The 14,045-nt window shown below is 71.3% G+C and carries 9 protein-coding genes and 1 pseudogene; 6 read left to right on the forward strand and 4 right to left on the reverse strand.

Features of this window, described 5'->3' with window-relative positions; translation table 11 throughout:
• Positions 1 to 49 precede the first annotated feature (49 nt).
• Entirely contained in the window at positions 50 to 4,357 is a 4,308-nt protein-coding gene (locus tag ABZX11_RS44030; RefSeq protein WP_354924623.1) for a GH92 family glycosyl hydrolase, read from the reverse strand.
• A 148-nt stretch (positions 4,358 to 4,505) separates the two neighbouring features.
• Between ABZX11_RS44030 and ABZX11_RS44035 the strand changes: the two genes are divergently transcribed.
• Together ABZX11_RS44035 and ABZX11_RS44040 are read left to right on the forward strand one after the other, a co-directional pair.
• Entirely contained in the window at positions 4,506 to 6,137 is a 1,632-nt protein-coding gene (locus ABZX11_RS44035; RefSeq protein WP_354924625.1) for a tannase/feruloyl esterase family alpha/beta hydrolase, read from the forward strand.
• 41 nt (positions 6,138 to 6,178) lie between these two features.
• Positions 6,179 to 6,823, forward strand: coding sequence for a methyltransferase domain-containing protein (locus tag ABZX11_RS44040; protein ID WP_176169689.1), 645 nt, complete (start codon positions 6,179 to 6,181; stop codon positions 6,821 to 6,823).
• Here the strand turns inward: ABZX11_RS44040 and ABZX11_RS44045 are convergent.
• Positions 6,813 to 7,565: a helix-turn-helix transcriptional regulator gene (locus ABZX11_RS44045; RefSeq protein ID WP_176169688.1), complete on the reverse strand. Its 753-nt coding sequence runs from the start codon at positions 7,563 to 7,565 to the stop codon at positions 6,813 to 6,815. The two genes, ABZX11_RS44040 and ABZX11_RS44045, sit on opposite strands and share 11 nt — an antisense overlap.
• 54 nt (positions 7,566 to 7,619) lie before the next feature.
• On the opposite strand from ABZX11_RS44045, the gene ABZX11_RS44050 reads away from it, so the two are divergent.
• The 3 genes and pseudogenes from ABZX11_RS44050 to ABZX11_RS44060 all read left to right on the forward strand — a co-directional run.
• Positions 7,620 to 8,585: a zinc-binding dehydrogenase gene (locus ABZX11_RS44050; protein WP_354924627.1), complete on the forward strand. Its 966-nt coding sequence runs from the start codon at positions 7,620 to 7,622 to the stop codon at positions 8,583 to 8,585.
• A gap of 24 nt (positions 8,586 to 8,609) precedes the next feature.
• Entirely contained in the window at positions 8,610 to 9,338 is a 729-nt protein-coding gene (locus ABZX11_RS44055) for a dienelactone hydrolase family protein (RefSeq protein ID WP_354924628.1), read from the forward strand.
• Between the two features lie 5 nt (positions 9,339 to 9,343).
• Positions 9,344 to 9,714: pseudogene (locus ABZX11_RS44060) on the forward strand (leucine zipper domain-containing protein); the annotation flags it as partial.
• A gap of 55 nt (positions 9,715 to 9,769) precedes the next feature.
• Here ABZX11_RS44060 and ABZX11_RS44065 read toward each other — a convergent pair.
• Together ABZX11_RS44065 and ABZX11_RS44070 are read right to left on the reverse strand one after the other, a co-directional pair.
• Positions 9,770 to 11,068 carry a M20/M25/M40 family metallo-hydrolase gene (locus tag ABZX11_RS44065; protein ID WP_354924629.1) on the reverse strand — a complete coding sequence of 433 codons (1,299 nt, stop codon included), beginning with the start codon at positions 11,066 to 11,068 and terminating at the stop codon, positions 9,770 to 9,772.
• Positions 11,061 to 11,888 carry a M55 family metallopeptidase gene (locus ABZX11_RS44070; protein ID WP_176169684.1) on the reverse strand — a complete coding sequence of 276 codons (828 nt, stop codon included), beginning with the start codon at positions 11,886 to 11,888 and terminating at the stop codon, positions 11,061 to 11,063. Before ABZX11_RS44070 ends, ABZX11_RS44065 begins: the two co-directional genes overlap by 8 nt.
• A 181-nt stretch (positions 11,889 to 12,069) precedes the next feature.
• Here ABZX11_RS44070 and ABZX11_RS44075 point away from each other — a divergent pair, with 181 nt between their 5' ends.
• On the forward strand, positions 12,070 to 13,902 hold the full coding sequence (locus ABZX11_RS44075; protein ID WP_354924633.1) for an ABC transporter substrate-binding protein: 1,833 nt from the start codon (positions 12,070 to 12,072) through the stop codon (positions 13,900 to 13,902).
• Positions 13,903 to 14,045: the final 143 nt, after the last annotated feature.

Below are 14,045 nucleotides of genomic sequence, written 5' to 3' on the forward strand. Positions count from 1 at the left end.
AAGGCCACCCCGAGCTGCTCGAGGTGGCCTTCCCGGACTCGCTGCGGACCTAGATCGTCGCGCACTGCCCCGCGACCGGCCCCCGAACCGTGTTCGGCAGGTCGTGGTCGGTCGGTGCCGGGTCGTTCACCGCGCACGCCAGCGGGCCGCCCACCGTGCTCGAGGTGAGCACCGGCCCGTGGTTGCCGGTCAGGGCGACCGGGCCGCCGATGTCGGTCAGCTCGATCGACACCGCCCCGGTCACGCCGGTGATCGCCACCGGGCCGCCCACCTTGGTGCGGTTCAGCACCACCTGGGCCGCGCCGGTCGCCGACAGCGGTCCCTTGACCGAACCGCCGCGGACGATCAGCGACGCGCCGGGTGCGACGGTGACCGGGCCGGACACCGTCGCGTCCTGCAGGCACACCGTGCCGGACGTCACCGACAGCGGGCCGGAGGAGGCACCCGTGATCGTCTTCGTGCACGCCGCGTCCGGCTTGCCCAGCAGCTCGAACTCCGCCAGCTGCGCCGGGGCGCCGGTGCTGGTCGCGGTCACTTCGAGCCGGTAGTAGGCGTAGTGCGCCGGGGCGGCCACCTTGAACGCGCGGGTCTGCTGCCGCCAGCTGAACGCCTGGTTCTCCTGTTTGTCGGCCACCGCCCACGTCTTGCCGTCGTAGGAGCCCTTCAGCACCCAGCTCTTGGGGTCACCCGCACCGGTCTGGGACGTCAGCGTGTAGTGCGTGACGGCCTCGTCGGTCGAGTTGAGCTGGTACTGCAGGGCGCCGGTGACGGCGGCCTGGGTGCGTGAGGTGTTGTCGATCAACGCGCCGGCGTCGGAGCCGTCGGAAGTGGACAGCGTGCCCTTGCCCGCGCCGGTCTCGTCGTGCAGCGGTGTCGCCACCGCGTCGCCCGTGGTGATCGACTTCGGCGCGTCGTTCGGGCCGGTGCCCCAGTTCGAGGGGTTCGGGCCCATGTCGAAGTCGATGACCCCGCCGCGGGCGATCAGGTCGTGCGGCAGCGACGTCGAGGTGTACGCCTTGCCGTTGACCTTCACGCCCTGGACGTAGACGTTCTTCGCGCTGTTCTTCAGCGCGTTGATCACCAGGTCCTTGCCGCCGGCCAGGTGGATCGTCGCCTTCTTGAACAGCGGCGACCCGATCGCGTAGTCCGGGCTGCCCATCTGCAGCGGGTAGAAGCCCAGCGCGCTGAAGATGTACCACGCGGACATCTCGCCGTTGTCCTCGTCACCGGCGTAGCCCTGGCCGATCTCGCTGCCGTTGTACAGCCGCGACAGCGCTTCGCGGACCTTCGCCTGGGTCTTGGCCGGCTGACCCGCGTAGTCGTACATGTAGAGCAGGTGGTGGGCCGGCTGGTTGGAGTGGCCGTACTGGCCCATCCGCACGTCCCGCGCCTCCCGCATCTCGTGGATCACGCCCCCGTAGGAGCCGGGGAAGGTGGCGGTCTCCTGGTCGGCGAAGAACTGGTCGAGCTTGGTCGCCAGCCCGGTCTTGCCGCCGTAGAGGTTGGCCAGGCCCCGGCCGTCCTGCGGCACGGTGAACGCCATGCCCCAGCCGTCGGTCTCGGTGTAGTCCCCGCCCCACGAACGCGGGTCGTACTGGTCCTTGGTCTTGGTGAACTTGCCGCTGGCGTCCTTGCCCTGGAAGAACCCGACGCTCGGGTCGAACAGGTTCACGTACTGCTGGGCGCGGCTGGTGAAGTACTCGTAGTTCTCCTGGTACTCCGCCTTGCGCGGGTCGTTCGGCGCCGCCTCCCCGGCCAGCTTCTTCGACAGGTTGGCGATGCCGAAGTCGTTGACGTAGCCCTCGATCGCCCACGAGAAGCCCTCGCTGGCGGTGTTGGGCGTGTAGCCGAGGAAGATGCCCTGGTCCAGCCCCTTGCGGCCGACCGCGGAGTTCGGCGGCGTCACCGTGGCGTTCTTGATCGCCGCGTCGTAGGCCGACTTGACGTCGAAGTTGCGCACGCCCTTGAGGTAGGCGTCGGCGAACGCGACGTCCGAGCTGGTGCCGGTCATCAGGTCCGCGTAGCCGGGGGAGGACCAGCGCGCGATCCAGCCGCCGTCGCGGTACTGCTGCACGAACCCGTCGACCATCTTCCCGGCCATGTCCGGCGTGAGCAGCGAGTACGCCGGCCACGTCGTGCGGTAGGTGTCCCAGAAGCCGTTGTTGACGTACATCTGCCCGTCGGCCACCTTCGACCCGGTCCGGGTCGCGGTGTCCGCGCCGGTCTTCGGCGAGACCGGGCTGGCGTACTGGTAGGCGGGCTTCTGCGCCGTGCCGGTGTTCTCGAACTGCGAGTTCGGGTAGAGGAACAGCCGGTAGAGGTTCGAGTAGAGCGTCGTGAGCTGGTCCTTCGACGCGCCCTCGACTTCGATCACCTTCAGCTGGTCGTCCCACGCCTTCTGCGCCGCGTCGCGCACCGAGTCGAAGGTCGCCGCGGGCGCGATCTCCAGGGCGAGGTTCTTCTTCGCCTGCTCGACGCTGATCAGCGAGGTCGCGATCCGCATGTTCACGGTCTTGCCGGCGCCGGCGTCGAAGCGCAGGTAGCCGGTGACGTTGTCGCGGCCCTGCCCGGTGAGCTTGCCGCCGGCGGTGACCGGCTTGTCGAAGGTGGCGTAGACGAACATCCGCCCCGCGCCGGCGTACACGCCGGTGTCGGTGTAGCCCGACAGCGTGCCGGTGGCGTTGTCGAGCGTGAGGCCCGCGGAGTTGTTGACGCTGTCGAAGATCAGGCTCGAGTCCGCGCCCGGGAAGGAGAACCGGAACATCGCCGCGTGGTCGGTCGGGGCGATCTCGGTCTTGATCCCGTTCTGGAACTGCACACCGTAGTAGTGCGCCCGCGCGACCTCGTCGCTGTGCTTGAACGGCAGCGCCCGCGCGTCGCGGTTGGCGTCCGGAACCCCGGTGGCCGCGGACGGCATCACCTGGAACGCCTGCCGGTCACCCATCCACGGGCTGGGCTCGTGGCTGACGCTGAACGCCTGCAGCTGCGGGAGGTTCTGCGCGTTGTTCTGGGTGCTGTAGTTGTAGAGCCAGCTGGTCGAACCGGCGTCGGTGACCGGGGTCCAGAAGTTGAACCCGTGCGGCACCGCGGTGGCCGGGAAGTTGTTGCCGCGGGAAAAGGTGCTGTTGGCCATCGTGCCCCGGGTGGTGACCACATTGTCACTCGGACGGGTGCTCGCCGGCGGCGTCGGTGTCGCGGAGACCTTGACGTCGTCGAGCCAGCCCTGCAGCGTGCCCGGGCCGTCGGGGTTGTCGTAGCCGACCAGGATCCGGTCGATGGTCTTGCCCTTGGCGACCTGACCGATCGCCGAGCGCACCAGGTTCCACTGGTTGGCGTAGAGCACCTTCGACGCGCCCTGGCCCTCGGGCGTCAGCGGGAAGCCGTACTGGTCGGTCGCGCCCAGGTTGCGCAGGTAGGTGCCGTCGGTGAAGGCCAGGTCGATGGCGACGTTGGTGCTCGGGTACTTCAGGTCGCCGGTGATGAACTGCGGCTGCACCTTGTAGGACAGCTCGGTCGAGGGCACGACCGGGATGTTCACGTCGAAGATCTTGTTGTAGGACCAGCCGTGGGCCTGGGTCTGGCTGCCGGAGTAGCGGAACGCCTTGAGCCCGGTGAAGCCGACGCGGTTCTTGTTCGTGTAGCCGCTGGTCGGGCCGGAGTCGACGAAGCTGCGCATGTTCGGCAGCGGCGGCGGAGCCGGGTCGTCGTTGGCCAGCAGCAGCTCCGACAGCTGCAGGATCGGCCCGCCGTTGTTGCGCGTGACGTCGAGCCGGTAGTACTTGTACGCGGCGCTCGGGGCGGCCAGCCGGTAGTCCTTCTGCTGGAACCGCGCGGTGAACGCCTGGTCGGTCTGCTTGTCCAGGTCCGTCCAGCTGCTCGCGTCGTTGGAGCCCTGCAGGGTCCAGTCCTTGGGGTCGCGCTCGTCGAAGTCGTTGGCCGAGGAGATCGCGTAGTGCGTGATCGAAGTGGCCTCGGACAGGTTGATCTGCGCCCACGCGGTGGGGTCCCAGGACAGCCACTTGGTGTCGGTGGTGCCGTCGACGAGGTTGGAGACGACCTCGCCGCCGCCGGTGTTCTCGCTGCTGGCGCTGGTTTCGGTCACCTTGCCGCGGATGTCGCCGGGGATCGCGGTGCCGTTGGCGCCGTTGATCCCGGACGCGCGCGGCTTGCCCGCCGCGTCGGTGTCGACCGTGTCGGTCCACGTCGGCTGGACGTCACCGGGCTCGAAGGAGGACGAAAAGTCGGCGGGAAGGGCGTCTTCGGCGGCGGACGAGGCCGCGGGGATGGCGACCAGGCCGGCGGCGACCACGGCGGCGGTCACCAGGAAAGCGACCGGCGGTCTGGCGCTTCGGGGCATCGTTGCTCCAAGCTCGGAGGGCGGACAAAGCAGCGCCGCGCAGGCGGGGACCGGCGGCGCCAACGAAGGGAAACGCGCGGGTGACATCGATGTCAAGACCGCTCGCCAAACCTGGCCGGAATCAGACAACGCGGAAAACGGGGGCCCGATGAGAACGTTCCGGATCATCACCGCCATCGCCACCTTGACGCTCGCCACCACCACATTCACCCCGGTCGCCGCCTCCGCGGCACCGGAGTTGGCCATCCGGCCGGTGACCACCTGCGCCGGCCTGGTCCACGGGTTCACCCTCCCGGGCGCGCCCACCCACGTCACCTCGGCCGCGGTCGTCGCGGCGACCGCTTCCGACCCCGAATACTGCGACGTCGCCGGGTACGTCGAACCCGCCGTCCGGTTCGAGCTGCGCCTGCCCACCAGGACCTACGCCGGGCGCTACCTGCAGTACGGCTGCGGCGGCTTCTGCGGCCTGGTCAACCCGCCCGCCTTCGCCGACTGCGGGCTGCCCCACGGCGGCGACTTCGCGGTCGCGGCCACCGACGACGGCCACGTCGGCAAGACCCCCGCCGTCGTCGACGACGGCAGCTGGGGCGCGCACGACCAGGCCGCCCGCGACGACTTCGAATTCCGCGCGCCCCACGTCGTCTCGCGCGCCTCGAAGGCGATCATCCAGGCCTTCTACGGCGCCCCGCCGCGCAAGTCCTACTTCAGCGGCTGCTCCGACGGCGGCCGCGAAGGCCTCCTGCTCGCCCAGCGCTACCCGGCCGACTTCGACGGCATCGACGTCGGTGCCCCGGCGAACTACTGGGGCCCGCTGCTCGGGGTCTACCAGACGTGGCTCGCCCGGGCCGACAATGCCGCCGACGGCAGCCCGATCCTCACCGCCGCGAAGCTGCCCGCCCTGCACGAAGCCGTCCTCGCCGCCTGCGACCGCCTCGACGGGCTCGCCGACGGCCAGCTCGACGACCCCCGCGCCTGCTCCTTCGACCCGGCCACGCTGACCTGCACCGGCGCCGAGACGCCCTCCTGCCTCACCCCGGCCCAGGTCGCCGTCGTCCGCAAGCTGTACTCGCCGCCCACCGACGGCCGCGGCACGCTGCTCTACCCCGGTGGTCAGGAGCCCGGGTCGGAGCTGTCGTGGGCCGGGTGGATCATCGCCACGCCCGAAACCGGCGGATCCGCCTTCGCCCGCAACCTCGCCGACAACTATTTGCGCTACCTCGGCTACCCGATCGGCGCGCCGGCCTCGACCGTGGACACCTTCGCCTTCACCAAGGCGGAGTTCGACCGGCTCACCCCGGTCGGCGTCCGCTACGACGCGATGAGCCTCGACCTCTCGGCGTTCCAGCGCCGCGGCGGCAAGCTGCTGCTCTGGCACGGCTGGGCCGACGAAGCCATCCCGCCGGCCGGCACGCTCGACTACTACCAGCGGCTCACCCGCGGCGGCCCGCAGGACTGGGCACGGTTGTTCATGGTCCCGTCGCTCTACCACTGCGGCGGCGGCACCACGCTCACCGAATTCGACCCGCTCGAGCAGCTGGTCGCCTGGGTCGAACGCGGCAGCACGCCCACGGTGGTCACCGCGACCGGCCGCGCCGCCGACGGCACCGTCACCCGCACCCGGCCGGTGTTCGCCTACCCGCTACGGGCCGTCTACGACGGCACCGGCAGCATCGACGACGCCGCCAACTTCCGGCCCGCCCCGCCGTCCGCGCCGGTCCGGGACGTCGTCCGCTGGGCCGGCGAACCGCTGTACGCGCTCCCGGGGCCGGTCGCGCGGTAAACCGGTCTCGCGGGTCCGGCGTCGTCGCTAGGGTCACGATCATGACGACGCCGGAACCCGCCGACCGCGTACTCGCCCGCGCCTCCCTCGCCGAAGGCGACCCGACCGCCTGGTTCGACCAGCTCTACACCGCCGCCGCCCGCGGCGAAGCCGAAGTCCCGTGGACCCGCGGCAAACCGGGCATCGACCTGGCCGCCTGGGCCGAGACCCACCCCGGCGCCGGCCGCCGCGCCCTGGTCGTCGGCAGCGCGCTGGGCGACGACTCGGAACTGCTGTCGGCCCACGGCTGGACGGTGACGGGCTTCGACGTCGCCCCGACCGCGGTGGCGGCGGCCCGAGCCCGGTTCCCCGAGTCCGCCGTGGACTACGTGGTCGCGGACCTGCTGAACCCGCCGGGGGAGTGGACGCAGGAGTTCGACCTGGTCGTGGAGATCATGAACGTCCAGGCCATGCCCCGCGACTTCCGCCCCGCGGCGCTGAAGTCGCTGGCCTCGTTCCTCGCCCCCGGTGGCACGGCGATCGTGTGCGAGGTGGCGGAGGAGAACATGGACATGGCGAACTGGCAGAGCCCGCCGTGGCCGTTCAGCCGCGCCGAGATCGAATCCGTCGCCCAGGACGGCGTCCGCCTGCTCGGCCTGGACACCATCCGCGACGGCGCCCGCTACTGGGCCACCTTCACCCGCTAGCGCGGTGCCGGCCGGGGGTCGTCCCCACCACGGCCGTGAACGCCGCGATGAAGTGGCTCGGGTTCGCCCAGCCGCACGCCCGCGCCGTGTACGCGGTGTCGTGGCCGTCGGCCAGCAGGATCAGCGCGTGGCCGATGCGCACCTGCGTGCGCCACTCGTAGAACGTCATCCCGAGCTCGTCGCGGAACAACCGGCTGAGCGTGCGGGCGCTGGCGCCGATCCGCTGCCCGAGCTCGGCCAGCGGCGTGGTGTCCCCGGGCTCCTCGTAGAGCCGCCGCGCGATGGCCCGCAACCGGTCGTCGCGCGGCTCGGGCAGGTGCAGCGGCTGTTCGGGAGCTTCGCGCAGCTCGTCGACCAGGACCCGCCGCAGGCGCGCGCTCGCCGCCCGGTCGTATTCCCGCGGACCGGTGAGGGCCAGCAGCACCTCGCGGGCCAGGTCCGAAGCGGTGAACACGGCCGGACGGGCGGGAATGAGCCGGGCCAGTGACGCCGGCAGGAACACGATCCGCATGTCGGTGTGGCCGTGCGCGCGGTGCCGGTGCACGAACCCGGCCGGGGTCCAGGCCACCCGGTTGGCGGGCACGATCGACGTCCCCCGTTCGGTGTGCACCGACAGCACACCCCGCGCCGCGTAGACCAGATGGCCGCGGTCGTGGGCGTCGGCTTCGCTCATGCCGCCCGGCGGCCACAGGTGCACGCCACCGGAGGGCCAGATCCGCGAAGCTTGGCGGCCGATGGGCATGGCTTGGCATCCTACCGGTGGTCGGCCACCGCTGCGGCCGGTGACAGTGGGCCCATGAACACGATGCGAGCAGCGGTCTGTGTCCGGGCGGGCGGCCCGGAAGTCCTCGAGGTCCGGGAGCTGCCGGTCCCGGCGGTCCGGGACGGCTGGAGCCTGGTGCGGGTCGAGGGCACCGGCCTGAACCGGTCGGAGCTGCGGACCCGGCAGGGGCATTCCCCGTCCGTGCGGTTCCCGCGGGTGCTGGGCATCGAATGCGTCGGCGTCGTCGCCGCCTCGACCGACCCGCGCCTGCCCGAAGGCACCACGGTCGCGGCGGTGATGGGGGAGATGGGCCGCGCCTTCGACGGCGGCTACGCCGAATACGCCCTGCTGCCGAACCCGCTGCTGATGCCGGTCACCACCTCCCTGCCCTGTGAGGTGCTGGCCGCGCTGCCGGAGACGTACCTGACCGCCTGGGGCGCACTGGACGCGCTCGGGATCGGCCCGGGCCGCACCGGACGGCTGCTCATCCGCGGCGGCACGTCCTCGGTCGGGCTGGCCGCCGCCTCGATCGCGGCCGGTCACGGCCTGGAGGTCGCCGCCACCACCCGCCGCCCGGCCAAGGCGCCCGCGCTGACCGGCCACGTCCTCATCGACGACGGCGGCCCGCTCACCGGACTGGCCGAACTGTGGCCCGAAGGCCCGGACTGGGTCCTCGACCTGGTCGGCGCCCGCACGGCTGTGGACTCGCTGCGCCTGGTCCGCCGCGGCGGCACGGTCTGCGTGGCGGGCTCGCTCAGCGGCTGGATCGTCCCGGACTTCGAGCCGATCGCGAAGATCCCGTCCGGCACCAAGCTGACCGCCTTCCACAGCGACGACCTCAACGGCCGCGCCGACGTGCTCCAGCGGATCGTCGACGAGGTCGAGGCCGGCACCTACCGGCCGAACATCGACCGGGTCTTCCCGCTGGCGGAGATCGCCGCCGCCCACCGGTACATGGAGGAGGACCGCGCGGCCGGAAAACTCGTCGTCCTGCCCTGAGCCGGTGGCCTAGGCTCGGCGATCATGCCCACCCAGTCACTGCAGATCCCCACCGAGGACGGCCGGGCCGACGCCTTCGCCGCGTTCCCCGACGGCGGCGAAGGCCACCCCGGGGTGCTGATGTACCCGGACGGCTTCGGCATCCGGCCCGTGCTGCGCGAGATGGCCGAGGAACTCGCCGGCCACGGCTACTACGTGCTCGTTCCCAACCCGTTCTACCGGCACGGCCCGACACCGCTGATCGAGCTCCCCGACCACATCGGCGAAGAAGCCCGGCCCGCGATCTTCGCCGAGCTGATGCCGATGATCCAGGCCCACACCACCGACCGGGTACTCCGCGACGCCGACGCCTGCGTCCGGTTCCTCACCACCCGGCCCGAGGTCGGTCCCGGCCCGATCGCCACCACCGGCTACTGCTTCGGCGGCCTCCTGGCGACCCACACCGCCGCGGCCCACCCCGGCCGGGTGGCCGCGCTCGCCGGCTTCCACGCCCCGGTGGGCACCGCCGGGCCCGAAAGCCTGCACCGCATCGGCGCCCGCGTCCACTTCGGCCACGCCGAATCCGACCTGACCCCCGAAGCCCTCACCGAGCTCAACGAAACCCTGGACGCCGCGGGCCTGGAGTACACCTCGGAGATCTACCCCGGCACCGTCCACGGCTTCACCATGGCCGACACCGACGCCTTCAACCCCGCCGCCCTGGAGCGGCACTGGGACAGCCTGCTCGCGCTCCTGCGAGAAGCGCTCGGCTAGCTGTGATGTCCAGGGACGTTGTCCCGAGTGTCAAACACGGCTGGAGCTGCACGGCAGCGGCCAAGATGTTCATGGTCGCCGCCAAACCGCCCGAAAATGGACTGACCGCTACTGGCTCGAGGGCGTGACCGGGATGACCGACCGCAGCTCACGCCCGTATCGCAGCCCGACCCGCACCCCCGAACACCTGCTGCGAGCAATCGTGCGGCTGCGATGGCGCCATCGGCTGGGACCAGTCCAGATCGCCGGCCGACTCGGCCTGCCCGCCTCCACCGTGCACGCGGTACTGGTCCGATGCCGGCTCAACCGGCTCTCTCGCAACGACCGGGTCACCGGCGAATCGCTGCGCCGCTACGAGCACGATCATCCCGCCTCGTGACCGACGGCAAGCCGCCGGTCACGAGGCGGACCAACCTCCCGGAACATCACAATTAGCAGCTCTCGAAGAACCGGGTCAGGACGCGGGTGCCGAAGTGCAGGCCCTCCACCGGCACCCGCTCGTCCACCCCGTGCGCCATCGCCCGGTACGGGAACCCCTTCGGCAGCCACAACGGCGCGAAGCCGTAGCAGTCGATCCCCAGCTGCGCGAACGCCTTCGCGTCCGTCCCGCCGCCCAGGCAGTACGGCACCACCACCGCCTCGGGGTCCTCCGCCCGCAACGCCGAGGCCATCGCGGCGAACCACGGCGACTCCACCGGTGCCTGCACCGGCGGCTGGTGCGCCACGAACTCGCGCGTCACACCCTCGCCCAGCAGCTCGTCCAGCGCCGCGAACAACGACTCCTCGGTGCCCGGCAGCACCCGCACGTCCACCTGCGCGGTCGCCGTCGACGGGATCACGTTCACCTTGTAGCCCGCGTCCAGCATCGTCGGGGTCGTGCTGTTGCGGACCGTCGGCACCACCAGCGCACCGGCCGGGCCCAGCGCCGCCACCGCCGCGTCCACACCGCCGGACGTGGACAGATCCACCGGCACCCCCAGGGCCGCGCCCGTCCGCTCCAGGAACGCCCGCACCGCCGGCGTCAGCGACACCGGCCAGCGGTGGGCCGCGATCCGGTGCAACGCCCCCACCAACCGGGTGACGGCGTTCTCGTCGTTCGGGCGCGAACCGTGACCGGCGCGGCCGCGAGCGGTCAGGCGCAGGTGCGCCGTCCCGCGCTCGGCCGTCCCCACCGGGTACAGGTGCACGTCCCGGCCGTCGGCGGCGGGCACGTGGTAGGTGTAGCCGCCCGACTCGCTGATCGCCGCCGCGCACCCCTCGAACAGCTCGGGGTGGCGGGCGACCAGCCAGTGCGCGCCCCACTCGCCGCGGTCCTCCTCGTCGGCGACGAACGCCAGCACCAGCTCCCGCCGCGGGCGCACCCCGCCGGCCAGCGCCGCCAGCACCATCGCCACGAAGTCCTTCATGTCGGTCGCGCCGCGGCCCCACAGGTACCCGTCGCGCACCTCGCCGGCGAACGGCGGCACCGACCAGTCCGCCGCGTCCGCCGGGACCACGTCCAGGTGCCCCTGCACCAGCAGCGCCGCCAACGACGGATCGGTGCCCGGCACCCGCGCGATCACGCTGGCCCGCCCCGGCGCGGCTTCGAGGATCCGCGAGGGGATGCCCAGGCCGTCCAGGAACGCGGCCACGTACTCCGCGGCCGGCCGCTCGGGGGAGGCGTCGTTGTTCCCGCGGTTGGTCGTGTCGAACCGGATCAGGTCCGCGCACAACTCGACGACATCAGCCATAGATACCCTGCACCGCCCCCGCCGCGATCGCCGTGACGACCTTGAACGCCTTCATCGCCTCGGTCATGGTCGGCGCGTCGAACCCGACCCGCCGCGTGCCGATCTGCTCCACCGTCGGGATCACCGCCGTCGCCTGCGCCAGGTGGCTCGCGTCGAACTCCACCTCGATCCGGTGCGCCCCGGGCTGCCGCTCGTCCCGGCCGGCCCGGGCCATCGCGTCGGCCGCCGCGCCGGTCAGCAGCTCCGCCGTGCGCGCCGGCGGCAGGCAGATCGCCGCGTACCGGCTCACGCATTCCTTCACCTGGACCAGCTCCGCCTCCGGAGCGTAATCACGGGCGTCGTCGCACGTTTTGTCGTCACCCGAAACGAGCAGGACAGGGACGCCGTACTCCGCGGCCAGGCCCGCGTTCAGCCGCCCTTCGCTCGCCGGCACGTCGTCCAGCCACACCCCGGTGATCTGGTTCTCCAGGTAGGTGTGGGAGAGCACCCCGTCGAAGCCCGCGCCGGCGTGGTACCCGAGGAACACCACACCGTCCACACCGGAATCGACACCCTGCATCATCGACAGCGGCTTGTGCCGCCCGGTGAGCATCCGCGCCCGCGGGTCGAGCTCCTCCAGCAGCAGGTTCCGTTGCGAGGAATGGGCTTCGTTCACCAGCACGTCGCTCGCGCCCGCCTCGAACAGCCCGGCCAGCACGGCGTTGACGTCGCCGGTGAACAGCCGCCGGAAGCGGTCCCACTGCGGCGAACCGGGCACGACGTCGTCGGTCCAGGTGACACCGGTGGCGCCCTCCATGTCCGCCGAGATCAGGATGCGCATGCCCGGCACTCTAACCAGCCCGCCCGGCTCCCGGACGCGGAACGCCCCCATCACCGGATGTCACTCAGCGTGACGATCAGGGAGTCGATAACGATCGGGCACCTGCCGAGGCGGCAACATATTGCGCGATTGTCCCGGTATGTGGTTACTTCTCGTCCTTGGGGAGGCTCACATGCGAACGATGGGGTGGTTTTCGGTGCAGTTCCAACACAGAACAGGGCGGCTCGCCCGCGTGGGCGCGGTCGTCGCGGCCGCGACGCTGGCGGCGATCCCGCTCGCCGTTCCCGCCCAGGCCCAGCAGGCCAAGGTGCTGCGGGTCGCGCTCACCACCGGCATCGACCACCTCAACCCGTTCACCGCGGCGCTCTCGGCGTCCACCCAGATCGGCCGGTTCACCTTCGAGTTCCTGACCATCCCGAACGCGGAAAAGGCCGAAGCCTCGCCCGCGCTCGCCGAGTCGTGGACCCCGTCGCCGGACAAGCTCACCTGGACCTTCAAGATCCGCAGCGGCGTCAAGTGGAGCGACGGGCAGCCGGTGACCGCCAAGGACGCGGCCTTCACCTTCAACCGCATGCTCACCGACGAGAACGCCCGCACCGCCAACGGCAACTACGTGGCCAACTTCGAGACGGTCACCGCGCCCGACGACACCACCCTCGTCATCAAGACCAAGGCCGTGCAGGTCAACATGAACCTGCTCGACGTGCCGATCGTGCCCCAGCACATCTGGGAGCCGATCCAGGACCTCAAGGCCGCCTCGACCGACACCCTCGCCGTCTCCGGCGTCGGCGACGGCCCGTTCAAGCTCACCGAGTACAAGCCGAACGAGTACGTCAAGTTCGCGGCCAACAAGGACTACTGGCGCGGCGCGCCCAAGGTCGACGAACTGCAGCTGCTGCAGTTCAAGGACACCGAAGCCGCGGTCAACGCCCTCAAGCAGGGCGAAGTCGACGTCATCAACCGGCTCAACCCCAACCAGTTCGCCGCGCTGCAGGGCCAGCAGGGCATCACCACCAACGCCGCCCCCGGCCGCCGCTACGACGAGCTGTCGCTCAACTTCGGCGTCACCGACAACGCCGACAACCCGATCGGCGACGGCAACCCGGTCCTCAAGGACATCAACGTCCGCAAGGCCATCACCCAGGCCGTCGACACCCAGGCCATCGTCGACAAGGTCCTCAAGGGCCTCGGCCAGGTCGGCGGCGGGGTCGTGCCCCCCATCTACGCCGCCTACCACTGGGACCCCAGCGACAGCGAGAAGATCAAGTTCGACCTCGCCGCCGCCAACGCCACCCTCGAGCAGGCCGGGTACAAGAAGGGCGCCGACGGCGTCCGCACCACCCCGGCAGGCGCCAAGCTGGAACTGCGCCTGACCGGCCACGCCAACCGCAGCTACGACCAGGGCGTCGCGCAGTACGTCACCGGCTGGCTCAAGGACATCGGCATCACCGTCAAGCAGGACCTCGTCTCCGACGACGAGCTGTCCGACCGCACCCAGGCCGGCAAGTACGACCTCGCCATCGGCGGCTACGGCACCAACCCCGACCCGGACTACGTGCTGTCGCTGCACACCTGCGGCGCCCGGCCCGCCCCGGACGGCAAGGGCGGCAGCACCGACACCTTCTTCTGCGACGCCGCCTACGACGACCTCTACAAGAAGCAGCTGACCGAAACCGACGACGCCAAGCGCGCCGGCTACGTCAAGCAGGCACAGGCCCGGCTCTACAGCCAGTTCCCGACGATCGTGCTCGACTACCAGAACACCCTCGAGGCCTACCGCTCCGACAAGTTCGCCGGCTTCACCACCCAGCCGCAGCCCAAGGGCGCCATCCTCGAGCAGACCGGCTACTGGGGCGTCTACGGCGCCACCCCGGCCGGCACCACCAGTGCCGCGAGCAGCGGCTCCGGCAACACCGTGCTCTGGATCGTCATCGGCGCGGTCGTCGTGGTCGTCCTGGTCGGCGGCGGCATCGCGCTCGGCCGCCGCGGCAAGACCGCAGAGGACCGCGAGTAAGACATGACCACCCCCGACCAGGCCGCGGGGGGGGGGGGCCCCCCCCCCCCCCCCCCGCGGGGGGGGGGGGCCCCCGGGGGGGGGCACCCAAAAAGCGGGACGCGGGGTGAACAGCAGGGGGGGGGGGGGGGGTGGTTTGTGTA

The organism is Amycolatopsis sp. NPDC004169, assembly GCF_040610315.1.
GTDB lineage: Bacteria > Actinomycetota > Actinomycetes > Mycobacteriales > Pseudonocardiaceae > Amycolatopsis.

Excerpts from the sequence above, each read along its gene's own strand:
- ABZX11_RS44030 (WP_354924623.1), bottom strand. The coding sequence starts at position 4,357 with ATGCCCCGAAGCGCCAGACCGCCGGTCGCTTTCCTGGTGACCGCCGCC.
- ABZX11_RS44035 (WP_354924625.1), top strand. The coding sequence starts at position 4,506 with ATGAGAACGTTCCGGATCATCACCGCCATCGCCACCTTGACGCTCGCC.
- ABZX11_RS44040 (WP_176169689.1), top strand. The coding sequence starts at position 6,179 with ATGACGACGCCGGAACCCGCCGACCGCGTACTCGCCCGCGCCTCCCTC.
- ABZX11_RS44045 (WP_176169688.1), bottom strand. The coding sequence starts at position 7,565 with ATGCCCATCGGCCGCCAAGCTTCGCGGATCTGGCCCTCCGGTGGCGTG.
- ABZX11_RS44050 (WP_354924627.1), top strand. The coding sequence starts at position 7,620 with ATGAACACGATGCGAGCAGCGGTCTGTGTCCGGGCGGGCGGCCCGGAA.
- ABZX11_RS44055 (WP_354924628.1), top strand. The coding sequence starts at position 8,610 with ATGCCCACCCAGTCACTGCAGATCCCCACCGAGGACGGCCGGGCCGAC.
- ABZX11_RS44065 (WP_354924629.1), bottom strand. The coding sequence starts at position 11,068 with ATGGCTGATGTCGTCGAGTTGTGCGCGGACCTGATCCGGTTCGACACG.
- ABZX11_RS44070 (WP_176169684.1), bottom strand. The coding sequence starts at position 11,888 with ATGCGCATCCTGATCTCGGCGGACATGGAGGGCGCCACCGGTGTCACC.
- ABZX11_RS44075 (WP_354924633.1), top strand. The coding sequence starts at position 12,070 with ATGGGGTGGTTTTCGGTGCAGTTCCAACACAGAACAGGGCGGCTCGCC.